This window comes from Streptomyces radiopugnans, assembly GCF_900110735.1.
GTDB lineage: Bacteria > Actinomycetota > Actinomycetes > Streptomycetales > Streptomycetaceae > Streptomyces > Streptomyces radiopugnans.
In genome coordinates, this window is the sequence record NZ_FOET01000003.1 from 440,273 (window position 1) to 462,996 (window position 22,724).

Here is a 22,724-nt window from a genome sequence, read left to right on the forward strand (position 1 = left end):
GGATGGCGGTGTGGGCCGGCCGGATGACGCGCGGAACCCGGGGCCGGGACGCACAGGCCGGAATGAGCACCGCGGAGTACGCGGTGGGCACGATCGCCGCTGCGGGTTTCGCGGCGGTGCTCTACAAGATCGTCACCAGTGGCCCGGTCTCCACGGCGATGCGGCAACTGATCGAGCGGGCGCTCGATGCGGGCTTCTGAAGGACGGGAGCGGGGCTATGTCACCGCGGAGGCCGCTGTGGTGGTGCCCTCCCTGATCGCGCTGCTCGGGCTGCTGCTGTGGGGCGGGGCGGCGGTGGTCGCGCAGATCCGCTGTGTGGACGCGGCGGGCGCGGGGGCGCGGGCGGCGGCGAGGGGCGAGCCGCCCGAGAGGATCGGCCGGGCCGTGCGGGAGGTCGCGCCGCGGGGAGCGGGGCTGGAGACGTCCCGGGAGGGCGAGCTGGTGCGGGTACGGGTCTCCGCGAGGGCGGCCGGCCCCGGCCCGCTGGGCGTGGAACTGGAGGCCGAGGCGGTGGCGTATGCGGAACCGGGGTGATCGCCTGCCACCTGGCGGTGGCGTCCGCTCCGCGGAACGGGGTTCGGCCACGGTGTGGGCCGCGCTGTGCGGACTGGTGCTGTGCACGGTGGCGGTGGGCGTACTGGGGCTGGGACAGGCCGTCGTCACACGCCACCGCGCGGGCGCGGCGGCGGACGCGGCAGCGCTCGCGGCGGCCGATCACGCCCTTCGGGGCGCTGAGGAGGCCTGCGCCGCCGCGCGGCGGGTGGCCGCCGCGCAGGGGGCGAGGGTGGTGCGCTGCCGGGTGCGGGAGGAGATCGCGGACCTCACAGTGCGGGTGCGGGCGGGTCCGTACTCCGCCGGGGTGAGGGCTCGGGCGGGGCCTGCCGCAGCAGCTCCGTGAGGAGCCGTACCGCACCGCGCTTGTGCAGGGGGTCGTTGCCGCTGCCGCACTTGGGCGACTGGATGCACGACGGACAGCCGCTGTCGCACTCGCACGCGGCGATGGCCCGGCGGGTCGCGGTCAGCCAGTCGCGGGCGGTGTGGAAGGCGCGTTCGGCGAAGCCGGCGCCGCCGGGGTGCCCGTCGTAGACGAAGACCGTCGGCAGCAGGGTGTCAGGGTGCAGCGGCACCGAGACGCCGCCGATGTCCCAGCGGTCGCAGGTGGCGAAGAGCGGCAGCATGCCGATGGAGGCGTGCTCGGCGGCGTGCAGGGCGCCGGGCAGCACTTCGGGGCCGATCCGGGCGGCGTCGAGCTGGTCCTCGGTGACCGTCCACCACACCGCGCGGGTGCGCAGGGTGCGCGGCGGCAGGTCCAGTTTGGACTCGCCGAGCACCTCGCCGGTGACGAGCCTGCGGCGCAGATAGGAGACGACCTGGTTGGTGACCTCGACCGACCCGAAGCACAGCCGTGCCCCGCCCCAGGGGACCTCGGTGTCGGTCTCCAGCACGGAGACCGAGGTGGTGTCCCTGGCCATCGTCGTCCAGGGCGGGCTCGTCTCCTCCACCAGGGCGACCGAGTCCTCCAGGTCGAGGTGGCGGACCACATAGGTGCGGCCCTGGTGGAGGTGGACCGCGCCGTCGTGGACGGTGGTGTGGGCCGCAGCGGCGTCGACCGTGCCCAGCAACCGCCCGGTGCCGTCCTCCACCACCTGGACGGGCCGGCCGCCCTGGCCGCGGATGTCGGTGAGGTCGGTGGCCCGCTCGCGGCGGGTCCAGTACCAGCCCGTCCCCCGGCGGCGCAGCAGTCCGCGCCGCTCCAGAAGCGGCATCAGCCCGGGCACGGCCGGCCCGAACAGTTCGAAGTCCGCCTCGGTGAGGGGTGCCTCCGCCGCCGCGGCGCACAGATGGGGGGTGAGGACGTAGGGATTGTCCGGATCCAGGACGGTGGACTCCACGGGGCGGCGGAAGATCGCGTCGGGATGGTGGACGAGGTAGGTGTCCAGCGGGTCGTCCCGGGCGACGAGGACGGCCAGGGCGCCCTGGCCCGCCCGTCCGGCGCGCCCGGCCTGCTGCCACAGGGAGGCGCGGGTGCCGGGGTAGCCGGCCAGGATCACGGCGTCGAGGCCGGAGACGTCGATGCCGAGTTCGAGGGCGGTGGTGGCGGCCAGCCCGAGGAGCTCGCCGGAGTGCAGGGACCGCTCCAGGGCGCGGCGCTCCTCCGGCAGGTAGCCGCCCCGGTAGGCGGCGATCCGCCCGGCCAGGGAGCGGTCCACCTCGGACAGCCGCTCCCGGGCGATCACCGAGATCAGCTCGGCGCCGCGCCGGGAGCGTACGAAGGCGACGGTCCGCACGCCCTGGACGGCGAGATCGGTGAGGAGGTCGGCGGCCTCGGCGGTGGCGGTCCGCCGTACCGGGGCACCGCGTTCACCGTGCATCTCCGTCAGCGGGGGCTCCCAGAGGGCGAAGACCACCTCGCCTCGCGGGGAGGAGTCCCGGGTGATCTCGGTGACGGGCAGGCCGGTGAGGCGGGTGGCGGCCTCGCCCGGCTCGGCGGCGGTGGCGGAGGCCAGCAGGAAGACCGGCTCGGAGCCGTAGCGGGCGCACACGCGCCGCAGCCGGCGCAGCACCTGGGCGACGTGGGAGCCGAACACGCCGCGGTAGGTGTGGCACTCGTCGACGACCACGTAGCGCAGGGCGCGCAGGAAGGAGGACCAGCGGGGGTGGGCGGGGAGTATCCCGCGGTGCAGCATGTCGGGGTTGGTGAGCACGTGGTTGGCGTACTGCCGCACCCACTCGCGCTCCTCGACGGGGGTGTCGCCGTCGTAGACCGCCGGACGGACGGCACTGCCCAGCGGGGCGGCCAGTTCGCTCACGGCCCGCCGCTGGTCGGCGGCCAGCGCCTTGGTCGGGGCGAGGTAGAGGGTGGTGGCGCCGCGCCCGTTCGGGGCCTGCGCGCCCTCCAGCAGCACGCTGAGCACCGGGGCCAGGTAGGCCAGCGACTTGCCCGACGCCGTGCCGGTGGCGACCACCACCGATTCCCCCCGCAGCGCGTGCTCGGCCGCACGGGCCTGGTGCTCCCACGGACGGTCGATGCCGGCTGCGCGGATCGCGTCGACCACTTCCGGCCGAATCTGACCAGGCCAGTCCGCATGACGGCCGTTCCGCGGGGGCAGGTGCTCCACATGGGTGATGCGCACGGCCCGGTCCGCCCCCGCGGCAAGGCTTTCGAGGACCGTTCGGGGAGACGGAGGCGAGGGACGTGCGCCTGCAGACGTCGCGCGGTGGTTGGTGGCCATCGGAATCGAGTGTGTCACCGGCGCGACGGACAATGGTCGCAAGGCGTCGTGCAGGCCCCCGGGTAAGTGATTGAATGCTTCTGCGGCTGCCGATCCGTCCTCTACCTTCGGCGGGGAGACGACCTCCCCACGTCCGGTGGGGATGGCCCGTCCCCACCTCCGGTGGGGAGGCGCCAAGGGGGCGGACCGCTCGATAGCAAGGTGCTGGAGGATCTGTGGACCTGTCCCTGTCGACCCGTACCGTCGGCGATCGCACGATCGTCTCGGTGGGTGGCGAGATCGATGTATACACCGCGCCCAAGCTGCGCGAGCAGCTGGTCGAGCTGGTGAACGACGGCAGCTACCACCTGGTCGTGGACATGGAGGGCGTTGACTTCCTCGACTCCACCGGCCTCGGTGTGCTCGTCGGCGGACTCAAGCGCGTGCGCGCCCACGAGGGCTCGCTGCGCCTGGTCTGCAACCAGGAGCGCATTCTCAAGATCTTCCGTATCACCGGCCTGACCAAGGTGTTCCCCATCCACACCTCGGTCGACGAGGCCGTGGCGGCCACCGACTGAGAGCCGAGCCGAACGAGCCCGTACAAGGCGCCCAGGGGCGCCGGACCGGCACCGGACCGGTCCGGCGCCCCTGAGCGGCCGTCAGGCACCAGGTCACCGGGTGACCGCAGGCACAGGCATTACCGAGGGGGATGGCATGGCCACCGTCGAACTGCGCTTCAGCGCCCTGCCCGAGCACGTCAGGACGGCGCGCCTGGTGGCGGCCGCCGTCGCGCGCCGGGCCGGTGTCGACGACGCCGTACTGGACGAGGTACGGCTCGCGGTGGGTGAGGCGTGCAGCAGAGCGGTCGGTCTCCACATCGGCCACGGCCTCGACACACCCGTCCGGGTGGCGCTGACCGAGGACGAGAAGGCGTTCCGCATCGAGGTGGGCGACGACGCCCCCCGGGGATCGCTGGGCGCGGCCCACGGCTCTCCCGGAAGCGGGGACGGAGCCGAGGCCGACGACGAGGTCGACATGGGGCTCGCGGTGATCAGCGGGCTGGTGGACGACGTCGAGGTGACCGCCGACGAGCGCGGCGGCCTCATCCGGATGAGCTGGCCGACCAACCCCGAGCCGCTCGCCTGACCACCCCGCGCGGGCCTGCCCGCGCGGCAGGCCCGCTCCCGCGGCTCCTCCCGAGCCGGCCCAGGCGCCCCTCCCCGGGGCGCCTCGCTCATGCCAGGCACCGCCCGGCCCGCCAGGCCCGGTCCTGCCCCGCGGCCGGTCCTGTCCCGCTCCCCGCCCCGCGCCGCGGCCGGTCTGCGCATCACCCGCCTCCGCGCCCGGCCGGGATCTTTCCGGGTATTCCGAGATCCTTTATCCCGCACCGCCGAAGAGGAATATCTCGGCCGTTCAGGGGAATTATTTTCGATGCCCGCTATTCGATCTTTGCGGGTGCGGATCGACAGGAAATACCGCACTCTGTTGTGAGCCGAAGCAGCTCCCTACAATCCGTCCACATCTTTGCAGCAGGACGCCTGAGCGTGCTTGCGCGCGCCCATGTGCCAAACGTCAAGGAGGACGAATGGCGGGGCACCACACCCCTTTCCAGAACCGGCTACAACTGGCCGAAGCCGTGCTCACCAGCGGCAATCGCGGCCTGGTGCTGGTGATCGCGCTCGTCGCCGCGGCAGCCCTGGCGGTCGCCGTGGTGCTGGTACGTCAAGTGCTCGCCGCCGGCGAGGGCACCGACGGCATGAAGAAGATCGCGGCCGCCGTGCAGGAAGGCGCGAACGCCTACCTCGCACGGCAGTTGCGCACCCTCGGCATATTCGCCGTCGTGGTCTTCTTCCTGTTGATGTTGCTCCCGGCCGACGGTATGGGTCAGCGAATCGGACGCTCGGCGTTCTTCCTGGTCGGTGCGGCTTTCTCGGCGGCCACCGGCTATATCGGCATGTGGCTGGCCGTACGCAGCAACGTACGGGTCGCGGCGGCCGCCCGGGAGGCGACACCCGGTGAGGGAGAACCCGCGAAGGACCTGGCCGAGGTCTCCCACCGGGCGATGAAGATCGCCTTCCGTACGGGCGGGGTCGTCGGCATGTTCACCGTCGGCCTCGGTCTGCTCGGCGCCGCCGTCGTGGTGCTCGTCTACGCCGCCGACGCGCCCAAGGTGCTGGAGGGCTTCGGTCTGGGGGCCGCCCTGATCGCGATGTTCATGCGAGTGGGCGGCGGCATCTTCACCAAGGCCGCCGACGTGGGCGCGGACCTCGTCGGCAAGGTCGAGAAGGGCATCCCCGAGGACGACCCGCGCAACGCCGCCACCATCGCGGACAACGTCGGCGACAACGTCGGCGACTGCGCGGGCATGGCCGCCGACCTCTTCGAGTCCTACGCCGTCACCCTGGTGGCCGCGCTCATCCTGGGCACGGTCGCCTTCGGCGACTCGGGGCTGGCCTTCCCCCTGCTCGTCCCGGCGATCGGCGTTCTGACCGCCATGATCGGCGTCTTCGCGGTCGCGCCGCGCCGCGCCGACCGCAGCGGCATGACCGCCATCAACCGCGGCTTCTTCATCTCCGCGGCGATCTCACTGGTCCTGGTGGCCGTCGCGGCGTTCACCTACCTGCCGGGCAGCTTCGGCGAGCTGGAGGGCGTCACCGACACCGCCATCGCCGGCCACGACGGCGACCCGCGCGTCTTCGCGCTGGTCGCGGTCGCCATCGGCATCGTGCTCGCCGCGCTGATCCAGCAGCTCACCGGCTACTTCACCGAACCGGGCCGCAGGCCCGTGCGCGACATCGGCAAGACCTCGCTGACCGGCCCCGCCACCGTGGTCCTCTCCGGCATCTCCCTCGGCCTGGAGTCCGCGGTCTACACGGCGCTGCTGATCGCGCTCAGCGTCTACGGCGCCTTCCTGCTGGGCGGCGCCTCCATCATGCTGGCGCTCTTCGCCGTCGCCCTGGCGGGCACCGGCCTGCTCACCACCGTCGGCGTCATCGTCGCCATGGACACCTTCGGCCCGGTCTCCGACAACGCCCAGGGCATCGCCGAGATGTCCGGCGACGTCGAGGGCGCGGGCGCCCAGGTGCTCACCGACCTCGACGCGGTGGGCAACACCACCAAGGCCATCACCAAGGGCATCGCCATCGCCACCGCGGTGCTGGCCGCCGCCGCCCTCTTCGGCGCCTACCGCGACGCGATCGCCGGCGCCGTGTCGGACGTGGGCGCCAGGGCCGGGGAGCTGGGCCTGAGCCTGGACATCTCGCAGCCGAACAACCTGGTGGGCCTGATCCTCGGCGCCGCCGTCGTCTTCCTCTTCTCCGGGCTGGCGATCAACGCCGTCTCCCGGTCGGCGGGTTCGGTGGTCTTCGAGGTGCGGCGCCAGTTCCGCGAGCGGCCCGGGATCATGGACTACAGCGAGAAGCCCGAGTACGGCCGGGTGGTGGACATCTGCACCAAGGACGCGCTGCGCGAGCTGGCCACCCCGGGCCTGCTGGCCGTCATGGCGCCCATAGCCGTCGGCTTCACGCTCGGCGTCGGCGCGCTCGGCTCCTTCCTCGCCGGCGCCATCGGCGCGGGCACGCTGATGGCGGTCTTCCTCGCCAACTCCGGCGGGGCCTGGGACAACGCCAAGAAGCTGGTCGAGGACGGCCACCACGGCGGCAAGGGCAGCGACGCGCACGCCGCGACGGTCATCGGCGACACGGTCGGCGACCCGTTCAAGGACACGGCGGGTCCCGCGATCAACCCGTTGCTGAAGGTGATGAACCTGGTGGCGCTGCTGATCGCGCCCGCCGTGGTGCAGCTTGGCTACGGCGACGACGCCAATGCCGGCGCGCGGGCCGCCATCGCGGTCCTCGCCATCGCGATCATCGTCGGCGCGGTCTACGCCTCCAAGCGGCGCGGCATCGCGGTCGGTGGGGAGAGCGACGAGAAGGACACAGGCGGCGCGGCCGGACGCACCTCCGGGACGCCGGGCTCCTCCGGCTCCTCGCACACGCCGGGCCCGTCGGACTCCTCGGACCCGTCAGGCCCCTCGGATCCGGGAACTCCGGTGGCGGCGCCGTAACGGGGCGGGCGGGACTCCGCAGGACAGCCCCGGCGCATGGCGGTGGGCGGTGCACCGATGCACCGCCCACCGCCATGCGCCGGGGCGGACCATGTGAGATGCGCTCAACGCAAATATGTACCCAAGCACTTAAATACGATCCATTCACCCCGCCGGCCCACGGTCGGCGGACCTCCTGCGTGTATGTTCCGGGCCGAACACCCACGAAGGGATCGATCCGGAGTGAACAAGAAGCTTGCTGCCGCGCTGTCCGGCACCGCGGTGCTCGTGCTCGCCCTGAGCGGGTGCGGTGACGAGGGCAACGAGAAGGCCGAGCGCTGGGCCCAGGAGTACTGCGGCTCGCTGCAGAAGCAGAACAAGACCATCGACGGCGCCAACCAGGCACTCGCGCGGATCACCGAGGGGGACAAGTCCCCCGAGGAGGTCAAGAAGACCGACGTGGAGGCCTTCGGCGACCTCTCCACCGCCTACAAGGCCCTGTCCACCGCCGTGCGCAAGGCGGGCGTCCCGCCGCTGGAGGACGGCTCCCGGATCCAGAAGAACGCGATCGGCCGGCTCGACGCGCTGTCGGCCACGTACGCGGACCTCCGTGAGCGGGCCGAGGCCCTGGACGAGAAGGACCGGTCGGAGTTCGCCGACGGGCTGCAGGACATCGCCGGGGAGATGGAGAAGCTCCCCAAGCAGTTCGGTGAGGTGGAGAAGGCGCTGGGCGAGTTCCGGCAGGGCGACCTCCAGGAGGCGATAGCGGGTCAGGACGGCTGCCGCAAGCCGTCGCCTGCGCCGTCCGCCTCGGCGGCGTAGCGAGGAGCCGGGGAAGCCGGAGCCGGGGGCCGGAGGAAACGGGGAAGCCCGAAGGCCGGGGGCAGCCCGGGAGCAGCCTGGGAACGGGGAGGCGCGGGGGGTCTGCGTACGCCGGGGCGCGCCGCGTGACAATGGGGAGGTGAGTGACCGCCTCCCCACCCCCGGACCCGCCCTCCCCCGGCTGCGCGACGCCTTCCTCGCCGCCGGCTTCACCCCCGACGGGCTGCTGGAACTGCTCGGCGCCCCCGCCTACGCGGCCCTCGCCCGCAACGAGACCGTCCCCGCGCTGCGCGCCACGCGCGGCGGCGGACGGCTGGAGACGCTGGTGCGGCTGTTCCTCCTCCAGCGACCGGTGCCCTACGAGCGGGCCCGCTCGGCGCTCCCGGCCGACGACGCGCTCACCGACGGCTGGCTGCGCCGCCACACCGCGGCCGATGCGGACGCGGGCGGAAGCGGCGACGCCGTCTCCGCCACCGTGGACGTCCGCCCGTACGCCGGGCCGGAGGGGCTGAACTGGTGGATCGTCTCCGACCTCGGCTGCGCGGTCGGCGGCGCCGGCGGAATCCGTACGGCCGAGGGCGCCGGTACGGGCGCGGCCGACCGCTCGCAGCTCGTCCTCGGCGTCGGCGGCGCCTCGACGACCCTGGCGGGCATCACCGTGCGCACCCCCGTGGCCCGCGCCCTGGACCTGGGCACCGGCTCGGGCGTCCAGGCCCTGCACGCCGCCCGGCACGCCGAATCCGTCACCGCCACCGACCTCAACCCCCGCGCCCTGCGCCTGACCCGCCTCACCCTCGCCCTCTCCGGCGCGCCCGAGGCCGATCTGCGCGAGGGCTCCCTCTTCGAACCTGTCGAGGGCGAGGCGCCCTACGACCTGATCGTCTCCAACCCGCCCTTCGTCATCTCCCCCCGTGCCGCGGACGGCACCCGCCTGACCTACCGCGACGGCGGCATGGGCGGCGACGACCTGTGCCGCACCCTCGTCGAGCGCTCCGCCGCCCACCTCGCCGACGGCGGCTACTGCCAACTCCTCGCCAACTGGCGGCACATGGAGGGCCGGGACTGGAGCGAGCGGCTGGCCTCCTGGGTGCCGGAGGGCTGCGACGCCTGGATCGTGCAGCGCGAGGTGCAGGACGTCGCCCAGTACGCCGAGCTGTGGCTGCGCGACGCCGGCGAGCACCTGGGCGACCCGGCCGTGTACGCCGCGCACTACGACGCCTGGCTGGAGGAGTTCGAGGCCGGCGGCACCACCGGCGTCGGCTTCGGCTGGATCACCCTGCGCAAGTCGGGCGCGCGGCACCCGTCGGTCACCGTCGAGGAGTGGCCGCACCCGGTGGAGCAGCCGCTCGGGGAGGAGGTGCGCGCCCACTTCGAACGCCGGGACTTCCTGCGCGCCGCGGACGACGCGGCCCTGCTCGCCACCCGCTTCGTGCTGGCCGACGAGGTCGCCCAGGAGCAGATCGGCAGGCCCGGCGCGGACGACCCGGAGTACGTGGTGCTCCGTCAGAACCGCGGCATGCGGCGCGCGACGAGGGTGGACACGGTCGGCGCGGGCTTCGCCGGAGTGTGCGACGGATCGCTTCCGGCCGGCCGCATCCTCGACGCCATCGCCCAGCTCCTCGGCGAGGACCCGGTGGGGCTGCGCGACCGCACCCCGGAGTCCATCCGGCTCCTGGTCGAGCAGGGCTTCCTGCTGCCCGCGGGGAACGCGTAGGCGGGGCGGGACGGGGACGGAACCGGCAGGACGGGCGGGACGGGCGGACGTTTGGCCAGCGCTCGCCCGGCTGTCCGGGCGGCGTTCACCCGGCGTTCGCCCCCGCGATCCCCGCGGGTGCCACCGTGCTCCGCATGGAAAGCGGACCCGCCGTCTTCGCCGGAGCGGCCTTCACACTGTTCGGCGCCGGACTGCTGCTGTGGACCTCGGTGCGCGTACGGCTGCGCGAGCCGGTGGCCGATGGGGCCGAGCAGGTCACCGCGGCCGTGCTCGGCTCGGTGTTCGGCGCGGCCTTCCTGGCCGCAGGGATCTGGGCGTTCACGCGCCTCTGAAACGTTCCGCCCCGGGCCCCGGGCCCTGGAGAGCGGCAGCGGCCCGTTCCTCCCGCCGTCGGGAGACACGGGCCGCGGGTGCGCGCGCCCTCGCGGCGCCCGGTCACCGGCAGGTCGTCAGCCGCGCAGGACGCGGCCCTGCTTGTCGGTGCGGTCCTTGCTGGTGAGGAAGAGGATTCCGTCGATCAGCGACCAGAAGCCCAGACCGCCGCAGGTCAGGAGCTGGGCGATCGCCATGCCGGTGTGGCCGGTGTAGAAACGGCCGATGCCCAGGCCACCCAGGAAGATCTGCAGCAGACCAGCGGTGATCTTGGACTTGTCGGAGTACGGCTGGCCGTTGGGCGCGGTGCCGGAGAACGCCATGGGTGGCTCCTTCGTGCTTCAGACGGGGACACGCCACGGCCGCTGATGTCATGTACCAGACGTGCCGTGGCGGAATCCCAGACCTCCGGGGCCCGGCAAGGGTTGTGGCGTCTCCGCAGTCGTGATCGAACAGTGATCCGACGAAGCGTCACGGACCTGCGGAAACTCCCGGCACCTCGGCACCCGGCGCCTGAGTACCCCGGCACCCGGTGCGGGCGGGCGGCCGGGCTCAGCCGGCCAGGTTCCGCAGCACCGCCCACGCCACGGCCGTCCCCAGTACCACCGCCGTGCCGACCTTCCCCAGCTTCGGCCGGTAGCGGCGTCCGCGCAGCCCCTCCACCAGCCAGCGCCCGCCGAAGTACGCGGCGGCCGGGGCGCCGAGGGTCAGCAGCAGCGCGTTGTCGTGGAAGGCCGCGACGACGTCCCCGTGCATGAGGTCGTACGTCATACGGGTGCCGCCGCACGCCGGGCACAGCAGCCCGGTCAGCAGGTTGAACGGGCAGCGCGGCAGCCACTGCCCGGCCTGGTGCGGATTGGTCCCCCACAGGTAGGCCGCCCCGGCCAGCCCGGCGGCGAGCGCGCCCAGCGGCGGCGCGGCGGGGTGGGTGCGGAGGGTGCGCACGGCCCGGGCGAACGCCCCGCCGCCCCGGCCGCCCCGGCTCCCGTCCACCCCTTCGGCCCCTTCCGTGCCCGCTTCGGCTTCCGCTTCCGTGCCCGCTTCCGTCCTCCCGGTCACCGTGGTCATCGCGCTCAGCTCCGCAGCACGCGGCCCTGCGCGTCCGTGGGGCTGTCCTGGGTGAGCAGCATGATCCCGTCGATCAGCGACCAGATGCCGCAGCCGCCGCAGGTGAACAGCTGGCCGAGGGCCAGACCGGTGTGACCGGTGTAGAAGCGTCCGATGCCGAAGCCGCCCAGGAAGAGCGAGAGGACGCCCGCCACGACCTTGGACTTGTCGGAGTACGGGCGGCCGTAGGGGTCGTAGCCGTACGGGGCGTTCGGGTCGCCGGTGTAGCCGCCCGGGGCGGGCGGCGGGGTCTGCTGCTGGTAGCCGTACTCCGGCTGGCCGGGCTGCTGGGGGTAGCCGTACCCGGGCTGACCCGGCTGCTGCGGGTACCCGTACGCGGGCTGACCCGGCTGACCCGGCTGACCCGGCTGACCGGGCTGGCCCGGCTGCTGGGCGTAGGGGTTGTTCTGCGGCTGCTGGGGCTGGCCGTACGGGTTCTGCTGGCTGGGGTCGGACATGGGAGGTTCCCCCGGTGTGTGGCTGGGACAGACAGACGGCCACATCTTGCCAGCCGGTGCGGGGCGCAGGAATGGTGGCCGTCGGGTTACCGTTCGAGTAACCGAGCGGTGAAGGCTCCGCCGGACGGCCCGGAGCTCCGGGCACCGGCCCGCCGCCGCGCCCCGGCGGATCCGCCGCCGGGGTCCCGGCGGCGGATCCGGAGAACACGGGGAGATGGTTATCTCATCGGGTTACCGTTCGAGTGGCGTTGCGGACTTTTCCCGTTTGACACGGGGGCGGGAGGTACCGTCACACTCCGCAGCGAGAGCGCAGCCGCACGAAAGCGTGAAACACGCCGAGAGCAGACCGACCCGACGAAGCGGGATCACCGACCGGAGAAGAGCGAGAAGAAGTTGTCCCCGACCAGCAAGACCGCAGACGGCGGGCGCCGACTCGTGATCGTCGAGTCGCCGGCCAAGGCCAAGACGATCAAGGGCTACCTCGGTCCTGGCTACGTGGTCGAGGCCAGCGTCGGGCACATCCGCGATCTGCCGAACGGAGCCGCCGAGGTCCCCGCCAAGTACAAGGGCGAGCCCTGGGCCCGGCTCGGCGTCGACGTCGACCACGACTTCGAGCCGCTGTACGTCGTCAACAGCGACAAGAAGGACCAGGTCAAAAAGCTCAAGCAGCTCCTGGCGGAGTCCGACGAGCTGTTCCTGGCCACCGATGAGGACCGCGAGGGCGAGGCCATCGCCTGGCACCTCCAGGAGGTGCTCAGGCCCAAGGTCCCGGTGCGCCGGATGGTCTTCAACGAGATCACCAAGGACGCCATCCGGGCCGCCGTCTCCAACACCCGCGAGCTGAACCAGCGCCTGGTCGACGCCCAGGAGACCCGCCGCATCCTCGACCGGCTCTACGGCTACGAGGTCTCCCCGGTGCTGTGGAAGAAGGTCATGCCGCGCCTGTCGGCGGGCCGCGTGCAGTCCGTCGCCACCCGCCTGGTCGTCGAGCGCGAGCGCGAGCGCATCGCGTTCCGCTCCGCCGAGTACTGGGATCTGACCGGCACCTTCGCCACCGGCGGTGTCCACGGGGCCGGTGACGCCGCCGACCCCGCCTCCTTCACCGCCCGGCTGAGCGCCGTGGACGGCCGCCGCGTCGCCCAGGGCCGCGACTTCGGTCCCGACGGGCTGCTCAAGGGCGGCTCCGGCGACAGGGCGGGCGTCCTGCACCTGGACGAGACCGCCGCCCGCGCGCTGGCCGCCGCCCTTGAGGGCGCCGACTTCACCGTCCGCTCGGTGGAGTCCAAGCCGTACCGCCGCTCGCCGTACGCGCCCTTCCGCACCACCACCCTCCAGCAGGAGGCCAGCCGCAAGCTCGGCTTCGGCGCGAAGGTGACCATGCAGGTGGCGCAGAAGCTGTACGAGAACGGCTTCATCACCTACATGCGGACGGACTCCACCACCCTGTCCGACACCGCCGTCGCCGCCGCCCGCGCCCAGGTCACCCAGCTCTACGGCGCCGACTACCTGCCCGACCGCCCTCGCACCTACGCGAGCAAGGTCAAGAACGCGCAGGAGGCCCACGAGGCGATCCGCCCCTCCGGCGACCGCTTCCGCACCCCCGCCGAGACGGGCCTGACCGGCGACCAGTTCAGGCTGTACGAGCTGATCTGGAAGCGGACCGTCGCCTCCCAGATGAAGGACGCCACCGGCCAGTCCGTCACGGTCAAGGTCGGCGGACGGGGTACGGACGGCCGGGACGCCGAGTTCAGCGCCTCCGGCAAGATCATCACCTTCCACGGCTTCCTCAAGGCCTACGTCGAGGGCGCCGACGACCCCGGCGCCGACCTCGACGACCGCGAGCGCCGCCTGCCGCGCGTCGACGAGGGCGACCGGCTGGCCGCCACCGGGATGTCGGTGGACGGCCACGCCACCAAGCCCCCGGCCCGCTACACCGAGGCCACGCTGGTCAAGGAGCTGGAGGAGCGCGAGATCGGGCGCCCCTCGACGTACGCGTCGATCATCAGCACCATCCTCGACCGCGGCTACGTCTTCAAGAAGGGCACCGCGCTCGTCCCCTCCTTCCTATCCTTCGCCGTCGTCGGCCTGCTGGAGAAGCACTTCGGCCGCCTGGTCGACTACGGCTTCACCGCGAAGATGGAGGACGACCTCGACCGCATCGCCGCCGGCGAGGCCGAGGCCGTGCCGTGGCTGCGCCGCTTCTACTTCGGCACCGACGAGCCGGGGGCGGAGGGCACGGCCGCGGCGGCGGCCGGGAACGGCGACGGCGACCACCTCGGCGGGCTGAAGGACCTGGTCTCCGACCTCGGCGCGATCGACGCCCGGGGCGTCTCCTCCTTCCCCGTCGGCGAGGGCATCGTGTTGCGGGTGGGCCGCTACGGCCCCTACGTCGAGGAGCCGCCGGCCGCCGAGGGCGAATCCGGCCGCCGCGCCGACGTACCCGCCGACCTGCCGCCGGACGAGCTGACGGTGGAGTACGCCCGGGAGCTGCTGGCCAAGCCCAGCGGCGAGTTCGAGCTGGGCACCGACCCGGAGACGGGCCGCCCCATCGTGGCCAGGGACGGCCGCTACGGGCCGTACGTCACCGAGGTGCTGCCCGAGGGCACGCCGAAGACCGGCAAGAACGCGGTGAAGCCGCGCACGGCCTCGCTGCTGAAGTCGATGTCCCTGGACACCGTCACCCTCGACGACGCCCTGAAGCTGCTCTCCCTGCCGCGGGTGGTCGGCACCGACCCCGAGAGCGGCCAGGAGATCACCGCGCAGAACGGCCGCTACGGCCCTTACCTGAAGAAGGGCACCGACTCCCGCTCGCTCCAGAGCGAGGAGCAGATCTTCACCATCACCCTGGACGAGGCGCTGGCGATCTACGCCCAGCCCAAGCAGCGCGGCCGGGCCGCGGCCAAGCCGCCGCTGAAGGAGCTGGGCACCGACCCGGCCAGTGAGCGCCCGGTGGTGGTCAAGGACGGCCGCTTCGGCCCGTACGTCACCGACGGCGAGACCAACGCCACGCTGCGCCGCGACGACGACGTGGAGACGATCACGCCGGAGCGCGCGTACGAACTGCTGGCGGAGAAGCGCGCCAAGGGGCCGGCGAAGAAGACGGCCAAGAAGACGGCCGCGAAGAAGACCGCCGCGAAGAAGACGGCGGCCAAGAAGACCGCCGCCAAGAAGACGGCCGCGAAGAAGACCACCACCAAGAAGGCCGCGACCAGGAAGACGGCCGCCAAGAAGGCCGCGCCGGCCGACGCGGAGTAGGCGCGCGGGGGTAGGCATACGGACGGCACGTGCGGGAACCTTCCGCACGTGTCCGTCCGTAACAGCTTCCCCGGCCGCTCGTCCGGCCGCATCGCAGCCCCCGTACCCCCGACCGATAGGCTTGCGGGATGACGCGTGCAGAGCAGCCACCGGTCGTGTCCACCACCTCCGAAGCCCTGGCCGCGGACTCCCGCGAGCGCGCCGTACGGGCCCTGCTGAGGCATGCCCCCCTGCGCCGGCTGTGGGGCGCACAGCTCGCCGGCGGTGTCGGTGACGCCCTCGCCCTGCTGGTCCTGGTGCTGCTGGCACTCCAGGCCGCCGTCGCCGTACCGGCCATGGGAGGCGCCCCCGTCCTGGGCGGCGGCTACCGCGGAGTGGCGCTCGCCGTCGCCGCCGTGTTCGCCGTCCGGCTGCTGGCCACCCTGCTCTTCGGCGCCGTGCTCCTGGGCCCGCTCTCCTCCCTGACCGCGGACTCCGGCGGCGTGCTCGACCGCCGCTGGACCATGATCGGGGCGGACGGCGTACGGCTGGCGCTGATGATCGTCGCGCCGCTGTGGATCGACTGGACCCCCGACCAGGCGTTCGCGTTCCTGCTGGTCACCGTCTTCCTCACCGGAGTCGCCGAACGGGTCCGGGGCGTGGCCAAGGACAGCGCCGCCCCCACGCTGCTGCCCGCGCCGCCCCCCGAGGGCGCGGCGGTGCGCCCCCTGCCGGACCACCACGACGCGCTGCGCCGCCTGTGGCTGCGCACGGGCTTCCTGGCCATCCCGGCGGCCGCCGCGGGGCTGGTCGCGATCACCCTGGTCGGCAACCTGCTGGGCGCGGGCATCGAGTGGTTCACCACCCACCAGGCGGCACTGGCGTCCTACGCCGCGTCCGGCCTGTTCGCCGCGTCGATCGCCCTGCTGTACTTCCTGCACCTGCCCGGCGGCGGGACCCCGCGCCCCCGCTCCCCGCTGGAGGGCCTGCGCCGCCCCCGCACCGGCAGGCCGGAGAAGGGCGCGGACGGCAAGACCGTCCGCAAGGCCGTGGACAGGGGCCGCACCGGCGCCGCCCCGCTGCTCGTCCTGACCGGAGCCTGCGTGGCCGCCGCCGTCGCCGCGGCCGCCGCGCTCGCGGTGCTGCACGCCATGGACCTGGGCGGCGGCCCGGTCCTGTTCGGGCTGTTCGTCCTGGCGCTGACCGGCGGCACCGCCGCGGGCGTCCGCCGGGCCCCGCGCGTACTGCCCGCGCTGTCCCGCAGGCGGCTGCTCGCCCTGTCCGTCGCGCTGGCCGGCCTGGCCCTGCTCGCGGCCGGGCTGACCCCCGACACCACCGCCGTACTGCTGCTGCTCCTGCTCGCGGGCCTGTCCGCCGGAGTCGCCGCGAACACCGGGCACACCCTCCTGGACGAGGAGACCGAGGAGTCCCGCCGCGCCCGGATGACCGACCACCTGCACGCGTCCGTGCACGTCGGCATCGCGCTCGCGGCCGTCGCCGCGCCCGTGCTGGCGGCCCTCATCGGCCCGCACCGGGTCGAGAGCGGCGACTTCGTCTTCGCCCACGGCGGCGCGGCCTTCACACTGATGCTGGTCGGCGCGCTGCTGCTGCCGGTGGCGGCCCTCGTCCTGGTCCGCCTCGACGACCGGCAGGGCGTGCCGCTGCGGCGCGATCTGCGCGAGGCGTTCGGCGGCGGCTCCGAGCCGCTCCAGGCCCCCTCGCCCACCGGCTTCTTCATCGCCCTGGAGGGTGGCGACGGCGCGGGCAAGTCCACGCAGGTGGAGGCGCTGGCCGAATGGATCCGCTCCAAGGGCCACGAGGTCGTCGTCACCCGCGAGCCGGGGGCGACCCCGATCGGCAAGCGGCTGCGCTCGATCCTGCTGGACGTCTCCTCGGCCGGCCTGTCGCACCGCGCCGAGGCCCTGCTCTACGCCGCCGACCGGGCAGAGCACGTCGACTCGGTCGTACGCCCCGCCCTGGAGCGCGGCGCGGTCGTCATCACCGACCGCTACGTCGACTCCTCCGTCGCCTACCAGGGGGCCGGGCGCGACCTGTCGCCGACGGAGGTCGCCCGGATCTCCCGCTGGGCCACCGGCGGACTCGTACCCCATCTGACCGTGCTGCTGGACATCTCGCCGGAGACCGCCCGCGAGCGGTTCACCGAGGCGCCCGACCGGCTGGAGTCGGAGTCCGCCGAGTTCCACCGGCGGGTCCGCTCCGGCTTCCTCACCCTGGCCGCCGCCGACCCCACCCGCTACCTGGTGGTGGACGCGGGCCTGGAGCCCGAGGCCGTCACCACGGTCGTACGGCACCGGCTCGACCAGATGCTGCCGCTGTCCGAGGCCGAGATCGCCGCCCGTGAGGAGGCGCGCCGCAGGGCCGAGGAGGAGGCACGCAGGCGTGCGGAGGAAGAGGCCGCGCGCAAGGCCGAGGAGGAGCGCCTGGAGCGCGAGCGCCAGGAGCGTCTGGAGCGGCTGCGCGCCGAGGAGGAGGAGCGCAGGAAGCGCGAGGAGGAGGAGGCCCGGCGCCGCGAGGAGCTGCGCAGGGCCGAGGAGGCCCGGCAGCGCGCCGAGGAGGCCCGCCGCTTGGCGGAGGAGGAGCGCCGTCGGCGCGAGGCCGAGGAACGCGCCCGCCGCGAGGAGGAGGAGCGCAGGCGCCGTCTGGCCGAGGAGGAGGCCCGGCTGCGGGCCGAGGCCGAGGAGCGCCGGCTGGAGAAGCAGCGCAAGGCCGAGGAGGCGCTGCTCCGCGCCGAGCAGGCCCGCAGGGCCGCCGAGGCGGAGGAGGCGGCCCGCCGGGAGCGGGAGGAGCGCGAGTCCCGGGAGGCACGGCAGAGGCACTCGCTGCGCAAGGACGAGGCTCCGGGTGCCGGTGCCGGTGCCGGTGCCGGTGCCGCGAGCGCGGGGAGCGCCGGGAACGAGGCCGACGAGACCACTGTCCTGCCGCGGGTCTCGCCGGACGCGGAGGAGACGGTCGTCCTGCCGCAGCAGGCGCCGTCGGCTCCCCCGGCCCCCCCGGCTCCCCCTGCGGGGGCGACCGCGGCCCCCGGGGACGAGACCGCCCCGCTGCCGCGGATGGGCCCCGGGGACCGGGCGCCGTCGTGGTCGCTGCGCAAGGGCGAGCCCGGTGCCGAGCCCCCGGCCGCCCCGCCCGCGGCAGGGGAGGAGCGCACCCGGGAACTGCCGCAGGTCGACGAGGCGGGCCGTCCCCGCCGCCGCCCCGAGTGGGCGGAGGAGACGCCGATGGACGACCTGCCCACCCTCGCGGACGAACTCCTCGGCCCCCACCAGGAGTTCGTCGAGGACGAGGAGGACGGCCGGCGGCGCGGCCGCCGGGGCTGACGCCCGGCGGGCCGCACCCTGCCGCGAGCCGGCCGTCCCCGGCTGTCACAGCAGTGCGGGACAATGGCGGAAACGCCGTCCGGCGCCGAGCAGCACGCGGCGGCGCCGGACGGCGGACCGGCACCGGACGGACCGGGCGGCGCGCGGAGGGAGGGCGACGGGGCCATGGCCGTATGGGACGACCTGGTCGGGCAGGACAGGGTCGTGGAGCAGCTCACCGCGGCGGCGCGCGACGCCGACGCGTACGTCACGGCCGCCGCCTCCGGTGCGTCCGGAGACGAGGGGAGCCGGGCGGGGACGCCGGAATCGCCCGGACCGTCGGGGCCGTCCGGGCTGTCCGGCTCGGCGATGACCCACGCCTGGCTGTTCACCGGCCCGCCCGGCTCCGGCCTGGCGACCGCCGCCCGCGCCTTCGCCGCCGCCCTGCAGTGCGTCAGCCCCGACCGCGCCCTGGGCGGCGCACCCGGCTGCGGCTTCTGCGACGGCTGCCACACGGCGCTGATCGGCACGCACGCCGACGTCGAGGTGGTCCGTACGAACCAGCTCAGCATCGGCGCGGACGTCACCCGTGATCTGGTACGCCGCACCCAGCTCTCCCCGTCCGGAGGCCGCTGGCAGGTGGTCCTCCTGGAAGAGATCGACCGGCTGACCGAGAGTGCGGCCAACGTACTCCTCAAGGCCGTCGAGGAGCCCGCCCCCCGCACGGTGTGGCTGCTGTGCGCGCCCTCCGCCGACGACGTCCTGCCCACGATCCGCTCCCGCTGCCGCCATCTGGTGCTGCGCACACCGCCGGTGGACGCCGTCGCCGACATGCTGATCCGGCGCGACGGCATCGAGCCGGACGTGGCGGTGGCCGCCGCCCGCACCACCCAGGGCCACATCGACCGGGCCCGGCGCCTGGCCACCGACGCGCGGGCCCGTACGCGCCGTGCCGCCGTCCTCGCCCTGCCCACCCGGATGGAGGACATCGGCGACGCGCTCCGGGCCGCCCAGCAACTGGTCGACGCGGCCGGCGAGGACGCCAAGGAGGCCGTCGAGGAGGTGGACGCCAGGGAGACCGAGGAGATGCGCGCCGCGCTCGGCGCCTCCGAGGGCGGGCGGCTCCCGCGCGGCACGGCGGGAGTGATGAAGGACCTGGAGAAGCGGCAGAAGAGCCGCGCCACCCGCGCCCAGCGCGACTCCCTGGACCTCGCCCTGCTCGACCTGACCGCCTTCTACCGCGACGTGCTGGTCCGCCAGCTCGGCTCACAGGTGGCGATCGCCAACGAGGACGTCCGCGACGCGGTGGAGCGGATCGCCGCCTCCACCCGTCCGGAGCAGACGCTCCGCCGCATGGAGGCGGTACTGGAGTGCCGCCGCGCCATCGAGCGCAATGTGGCCCCCCTGCTGGCCGTTGAGGCGATGGCGGTGGCGCTCCGCGCGGGCTGACCTCCTCCTCCGCCGCCACGGACTCCGGCGGCGGCTCACCCCCTGGCGGCTCCGGCCCGTATACGCTCCAAGGTCATGGACACCAGGCGTCTGCTCCGTACCGGTGGCGTCGCGTTCGCGACGGCCGCGCTGTTGCTGTCGGGCTGCTCCGGTTCGGACGATCCGGAGCCCGAGCGCGGCGCCGAGCCCTCCCGTTCGTCGTCACGCCCCTCGGACGACCGCGCGGTGAACCCGGCCAAGCCGCTCGAACCGCTGCCCGAGGCGGTCCCGGCGAACCTCAAGCGGTACTACGGGCAGAAGCTGAGCTGGAAGAAGTGCGGTGTCTCCGGCTTCCAGTGCGCCGAGCTGAAGGTGCCTCTGGACTACGCCGCGCCTGACGAGTCCAAGGACCTGAAACTGGCCGTCACCCGCAAGAAGGCCTCCGGCCCCGGCAGACGGCTGGGCGCCCTGCACGTCAACCCGGGCGGCCCGGGCGGCTCCGCCGTCGACTACGTCCAGCTCGCGGCGGGCGTCGGCTACCCGGCCCCGGTGCGCGCCCGGTACGACATCGTCGGCATGGACCCGCGCGGCGTGGCCCGCAGCGAGCCCATCGAGTGCCTGACCGACAAGGAGATGGACGACTACGTCCGCACCGACGCCACCCCCGACGACAAGGGCGAGATCGACAAGCTGGCGGCGGCCTTCGAGAAGTTCGCCAAGGGCTGCGAGAAGCGGGAGGGCGACCTGCTCGGCCACGTCTCGACCGTCGAGGCCGCCCGCGACATGGACGTCCTGCGCCAGGTGCTCGGCGACGACAAGCTGACCTACGTCGGCGCCTCCTACGGCACCTACCTCGGCGCCACCTACGCCGGGCTCTTCCCCTCCCGCGTCGGCCGGCTCGTCCTGGACGGCGCCATGGACCCCTCGCTCACCTCCGAGCAGCTCAACCTCGATCAGACGGCGGGGTTCGACACGGCCTTCACCGCCTTCGCCGAGGACTGCGTCAAGCTCGACGACTGCCCCCTGGGCAACGGGAGCACGAAGGAGGCGGGCGAGCGCCTGAGCGACTTCTTCGAGAAGACGGACGCCAAGCCGATCGCCACGGGCGAGTCGCGGAAGCTGACCGAGTCGCTGGCCACGATCGGCGTGCTGAACGCCATGTACACCGAGTACTACTGGCCGAAGCTGCGCTCGGCGCTCACCGCCGCGCAGAAGGGCGACGGCGCGGAACTGCTGTCGCTGGCCGACGACTACTACGAGCGCGGCGCCGACGGCGGTTACGGCAACATCATGTACGCCAACGCCGCCGTCAACTGCCTCGACCTGCCCGCCCCCTTCGAGAACCCGGCCGAGGCGGAGAAAGCCGTCCCGGACTTCCGCAAGGCCTCCGGGGTCTTCGGCCGCAACTTCGCCTGGGCGGCCCTGAACTGCACGTACTGGCAGCATCCGCCCACCGGTGAGCCCCACCGCATCGAGGCGAAGGGCGCCGCCCCCATCCTGGTCGTCGGCACCACCCGCGACCCGGCGACCCCGTACAAGTGGTCCCGGGGCCTGGCCGAGCAGCTCTCCTCGGCGACCCTGCTGACGTACGAGGGCGACGGCCACACGGCGTACGTGCGCGGCAGCGACTGCGTCGACTCGGCGGTCAACGCCTACCTGCTGCGGGGCAAGGTCCCCGCCGACGGCGAGAAGTGCTCCTGATCCGCTGATCCGCTGCCCCCTGATCCCCGCCCCGTACCGAATCCGGTACGGGGCACCCCTGGGCACTGTGTAGACTTGAGCGCGCTGCGGTTCGCCGCACGCATCGCCGCCTTAGCTCAGTCGGCCAGAGCGACGCACTCGTAATGCGTAGGTCAAGGGTTCGATTCCCTTAGGCGGCTCCGAGGAACCCCAGGTCAGATCGTCTCTGGCCTGGGGTTTTCTGCTGCTCGGGGCATGGCGGGGTACACGGCCGGAGCGCCGTGGGACGGCTCGCGTGAGCGATGCGTGAGCGGAGGGCAGGCGGGCCCTACTTATTGGGCTTCTTCCGCTTGGCCTTCGGGCTCTTCTTCTCGCCCTCGGCCTGGGCCTTCCTGGCTCGCTCGGCCTTCCTCCGGGCTTTCTCCGCCCTGCGCGCGGCCTCTTCCGCTTCCGCCTCGCGCCGGAGGGGGACGAGTCTGGCGGTGGCCTCGGCGGCGTTCTTGCCGACGTGGGGGAGGACGCCCTGGTAGATGTCCCGCGTGATCCGGGTGTCGCTGTGCCCGAGGGTGTCCGACACGATCTTGATGTCGATGTCGATGTCGATGTCGATGTCGGCGGCGAGCATGAGCGTGGCCGCACCGTGCCGGAGGTCGTGCAGCCGGATCGGCGGGAGGCAGGAAGCCGCGACAAGCCGCTCGAAGAGATCGGTGACCTTGCCGGGGTGCAGCCAGGAGCCGTCTTCCCGGGTGAAGACGAGGCCGGTCTCGACCCAGGCGGAGCCCCACTCAGCGCGGTCCGCCTCCTGCTGTTTGCGGTGCCGCTCCAGCACGCTGCCGTCCCGCAGCGCCCCAGGATCTCGGCCACCCGCTCCCCGGCGGTGGTCCGCTCCCCGTCGGGCGTCGTCATGCCGCAGTAGACCAGCGCGTCCACCAGCAACTGGTCCTCCAACAGCGGGAACTCCGCCTTCAGTACCTCCCGCGGCCCGCGATCCTCGGCCTTCAGCAGCACGAACGAGTGGTTCGCCACCAACCGCACCAACTGCTCGTCCGCACCAAGCTCATCACGCAGGAACCGGGCCCCGTCCAGCGGGTGGAAGCCCGTCACGGCCAGCCGCGGCGCGTACCCTACGTCGTGCAGCACGGCGGCGGCCGCCGGGAGTTCGGCGCCAGGCCCCAGAAGCGCGGCTGGCCTGGCCGCGCGGCGTGCCACGCCCTGGGAACGGACCCAGCGGCGGGGAAGCGACTTGTCCGGTACGGCTTCCCCGCTCGTGGGAGCTGTCAGCGGTGGCGGCCTTCGACTGCTGCTGTCCGGCAGTGGGCGGCGGATTTTCTACCG

The 22,724-nt window shown here is 73.5% G+C and carries 17 protein-coding genes, 1 tRNA gene and 2 pseudogenes; 14 read left to right on the forward strand and 6 right to left on the reverse strand.

From position 1 onward, the window contains the following. The first annotated feature begins 23 nt into the window (after positions 1-23). Genes BMY40_RS09465 through BMY40_RS09475 form a run of 3 tightly spaced genes read left to right on the forward strand, consistent with a single transcriptional unit; the run spans position 24 to position 898 of the window. Positions 24-200 carry a DUF4244 domain-containing protein gene (locus tag BMY40_RS09465; protein WP_245769966.1) on the forward strand — a complete coding sequence of 59 codons (177 nt, stop codon included), beginning with the start codon at positions 24-26 and terminating at the stop codon, positions 198-200. Next, on the forward strand, positions 187-534 hold the full coding sequence (locus BMY40_RS09470) for a TadE family type IV pilus minor pilin (protein ID WP_093657485.1): 348 nt from the start codon (positions 187-189) through the stop codon (positions 532-534). The genes BMY40_RS09465 and BMY40_RS09470 overlap by 14 nt, the downstream gene beginning before the upstream one ends. Then, positions 518-898 carry an Rv3654c family TadE-like protein gene (locus BMY40_RS09475; RefSeq protein WP_093657487.1) on the forward strand — a complete coding sequence of 127 codons (381 nt, stop codon included), beginning with the start codon at positions 518-520 and terminating at the stop codon, positions 896-898. Before BMY40_RS09470 ends, BMY40_RS09475 begins: the two co-directional genes overlap by 17 nt. Here BMY40_RS09475 and BMY40_RS09480 read toward each other — a convergent pair. Then, positions 822-3,287, reverse strand: coding sequence for a DEAD/DEAH box helicase (locus BMY40_RS09480; RefSeq protein WP_093657839.1), 2,466 nt, complete (start codon positions 3,285-3,287; stop codon positions 822-824). The two genes, BMY40_RS09475 and BMY40_RS09480, sit on opposite strands and share 77 nt — an antisense overlap. Before the next feature lie 161 nt (positions 3,288-3,448). Between BMY40_RS09480 and bldG the strand changes: the two genes are divergently transcribed. From bldG to BMY40_RS09510, 6 genes are all read left to right on the forward strand, one after another. After that, the gene (bldG, locus tag BMY40_RS09485) at positions 3,449-3,790 is read left to right on the forward strand and encodes an anti-sigma factor antagonist BldG (protein ID WP_093657489.1); all 342 of its coding nucleotides are present in this window, start codon (positions 3,449-3,451) and stop codon (positions 3,788-3,790) included. Between the two features lie 136 nt (positions 3,791-3,926). Further along, positions 3,927-4,358, forward strand: a complete 432-nt coding sequence (locus BMY40_RS09490; RefSeq protein ID WP_093657491.1) for an ATP-binding protein — start codon at positions 3,927-3,929, stop codon at positions 4,356-4,358. Positions 4,359-4,797: 439 nt separating this feature from the next. After that, positions 4,798-7,278, forward strand: coding sequence for a sodium-translocating pyrophosphatase (locus tag BMY40_RS09495; RefSeq protein WP_093657493.1), 2,481 nt, complete (start codon positions 4,798-4,800; stop codon positions 7,276-7,278). 222 nt (positions 7,279-7,500) lie between these two features. After that, positions 7,501-8,079, forward strand: coding sequence for a small secreted protein (locus tag BMY40_RS09500; RefSeq protein ID WP_177213933.1), 579 nt, complete (start codon positions 7,501-7,503; stop codon positions 8,077-8,079). Between the two features lie 139 nt (positions 8,080-8,218). After that, on the forward strand, positions 8,219-9,793 hold the full coding sequence (locus BMY40_RS09505; protein WP_093657497.1) for a DUF7059 domain-containing protein: 1,575 nt from the start codon (positions 8,219-8,221) through the stop codon (positions 9,791-9,793). 134 nt (positions 9,794-9,927) lie between these two features. Continuing rightward, positions 9,928-10,125, forward strand: coding sequence for a hypothetical protein (locus tag BMY40_RS09510; protein WP_093657499.1), 198 nt, complete (start codon positions 9,928-9,930; stop codon positions 10,123-10,125). A 117-nt stretch (positions 10,126-10,242) separates the two neighbouring features. Here the strand turns inward: BMY40_RS09510 and BMY40_RS09515 are convergent, their stop codons facing one another. The 3 genes from BMY40_RS09515 to BMY40_RS09525 form a co-directional block, all read right to left on the reverse strand. Further along, the gene (locus tag BMY40_RS09515) at positions 10,243-10,488 is read right to left on the reverse strand and encodes a TM2 domain-containing protein (RefSeq protein WP_093657501.1); all 246 of its coding nucleotides are present in this window, start codon (positions 10,486-10,488) and stop codon (positions 10,243-10,245) included. Between the two features lie 229 nt (positions 10,489-10,717). After that, positions 10,718-11,233 carry a DUF2752 domain-containing protein gene (locus BMY40_RS09520; protein WP_093657503.1) on the reverse strand — a complete coding sequence of 172 codons (516 nt, stop codon included), beginning with the start codon at positions 11,231-11,233 and terminating at the stop codon, positions 10,718-10,720. Between the two features lie 5 nt (positions 11,234-11,238). Beyond that, positions 11,239-11,730, reverse strand: a complete 492-nt coding sequence (locus BMY40_RS09525; protein ID WP_093657505.1) for a TM2 domain-containing protein — start codon at positions 11,728-11,730, stop codon at positions 11,239-11,241. A gap of 393 nt (positions 11,731-12,123) precedes the next feature. On the opposite strand from BMY40_RS09525, the gene topA reads away from it, so the two are divergent. The 5 genes from topA (at position 12,124) to BMY40_RS09550 (ending at position 21,589) form a co-directional block, all read left to right on the forward strand. Continuing rightward, complete coding sequence (topA, locus tag BMY40_RS09530) at positions 12,124-14,985, forward strand: type I DNA topoisomerase (RefSeq protein WP_093657507.1); 2,862 nt, start codon at positions 12,124-12,126, stop codon at positions 14,983-14,985. 128 nt (positions 14,986-15,113) lie between these two features. Then, a complete protein-coding gene (gene tmk / locus BMY40_RS09535) occupies positions 15,114-18,302 on the forward strand; it encodes a dTMP kinase (RefSeq protein WP_093657509.1) in 3,189 nt (1,062 codons plus the stop codon). A gap of 165 nt (positions 18,303-18,467) precedes the next feature. After that, a complete protein-coding gene (locus BMY40_RS09540; protein WP_093657841.1) occupies positions 18,468-19,730 on the forward strand; it encodes a DNA polymerase III subunit delta' in 1,263 nt (420 codons plus the stop codon). Positions 19,731-19,805: 75 nt separating this feature from the next. Continuing rightward, a complete protein-coding gene (locus BMY40_RS09545; RefSeq protein WP_093657511.1) occupies positions 19,806-21,410 on the forward strand; it encodes an alpha/beta hydrolase in 1,605 nt (534 codons plus the stop codon). Positions 21,411-21,515: 105 nt separating this feature from the next. Next, a tRNA-Thr gene (locus BMY40_RS09550) sits at positions 21,516-21,589 on the forward strand. A gap of 128 nt (positions 21,590-21,717) precedes the next feature. On the opposite strand, the pseudogene BMY40_RS09555 reads toward BMY40_RS09550, so the two are convergent. Next, positions 21,718-22,221, reverse strand: a pseudogene (locus tag BMY40_RS09555) (tyrosine-type recombinase/integrase); the annotation flags it as partial. 5 nt (positions 22,222-22,226) lie between these two features. Further along, a pseudogene (locus BMY40_RS28515) lies at positions 22,227-22,670 on the reverse strand (HD domain-containing protein); the annotation flags it as partial. Between the last annotated feature and the right edge of the window lie 54 nt (positions 22,671-22,724).

Excerpts from the sequence above, each read along its gene's own strand:
- BMY40_RS09545 (WP_093657511.1), top strand. The coding sequence starts at position 19,806 with ATGGACACCAGGCGTCTGCTCCGTACCGGTGGCGTCGCGTTCGCGACG.
- BMY40_RS09525 (WP_093657505.1), bottom strand. The coding sequence starts at position 11,730 with ATGTCCGACCCCAGCCAGCAGAACCCGTACGGCCAGCCCCAGCAGCCG.
- tmk (WP_093657509.1), top strand. The coding sequence starts at position 15,114 with ATGACGCGTGCAGAGCAGCCACCGGTCGTGTCCACCACCTCCGAAGCC.
- BMY40_RS09510 (WP_093657499.1), top strand. The coding sequence starts at position 9,928 with ATGGAAAGCGGACCCGCCGTCTTCGCCGGAGCGGCCTTCACACTGTTC.
- BMY40_RS09475 (WP_093657487.1), top strand. The coding sequence starts at position 518 with ATGCGGAACCGGGGTGATCGCCTGCCACCTGGCGGTGGCGTCCGCTCC.
- BMY40_RS09540 (WP_093657841.1), top strand. The coding sequence starts at position 18,468 with ATGGCCGTATGGGACGACCTGGTCGGGCAGGACAGGGTCGTGGAGCAG.
- BMY40_RS09470 (WP_093657485.1), top strand. The coding sequence starts at position 187 with ATGCGGGCTTCTGAAGGACGGGAGCGGGGCTATGTCACCGCGGAGGCC.
- BMY40_RS09515 (WP_093657501.1), bottom strand. The coding sequence starts at position 10,488 with ATGGCGTTCTCCGGCACCGCGCCCAACGGCCAGCCGTACTCCGACAAG.
- BMY40_RS09490 (WP_093657491.1), top strand. The coding sequence starts at position 3,927 with ATGGCCACCGTCGAACTGCGCTTCAGCGCCCTGCCCGAGCACGTCAGG.
- BMY40_RS09465 (WP_245769966.1), top strand. The coding sequence starts at position 24 with ATGACGCGCGGAACCCGGGGCCGGGACGCACAGGCCGGAATGAGCACC.
- BMY40_RS09495 (WP_093657493.1), top strand. The coding sequence starts at position 4,798 with ATGGCGGGGCACCACACCCCTTTCCAGAACCGGCTACAACTGGCCGAA.
- BMY40_RS09520 (WP_093657503.1), bottom strand. The coding sequence starts at position 11,233 with ATGACCACGGTGACCGGGAGGACGGAAGCGGGCACGGAAGCGGAAGCC.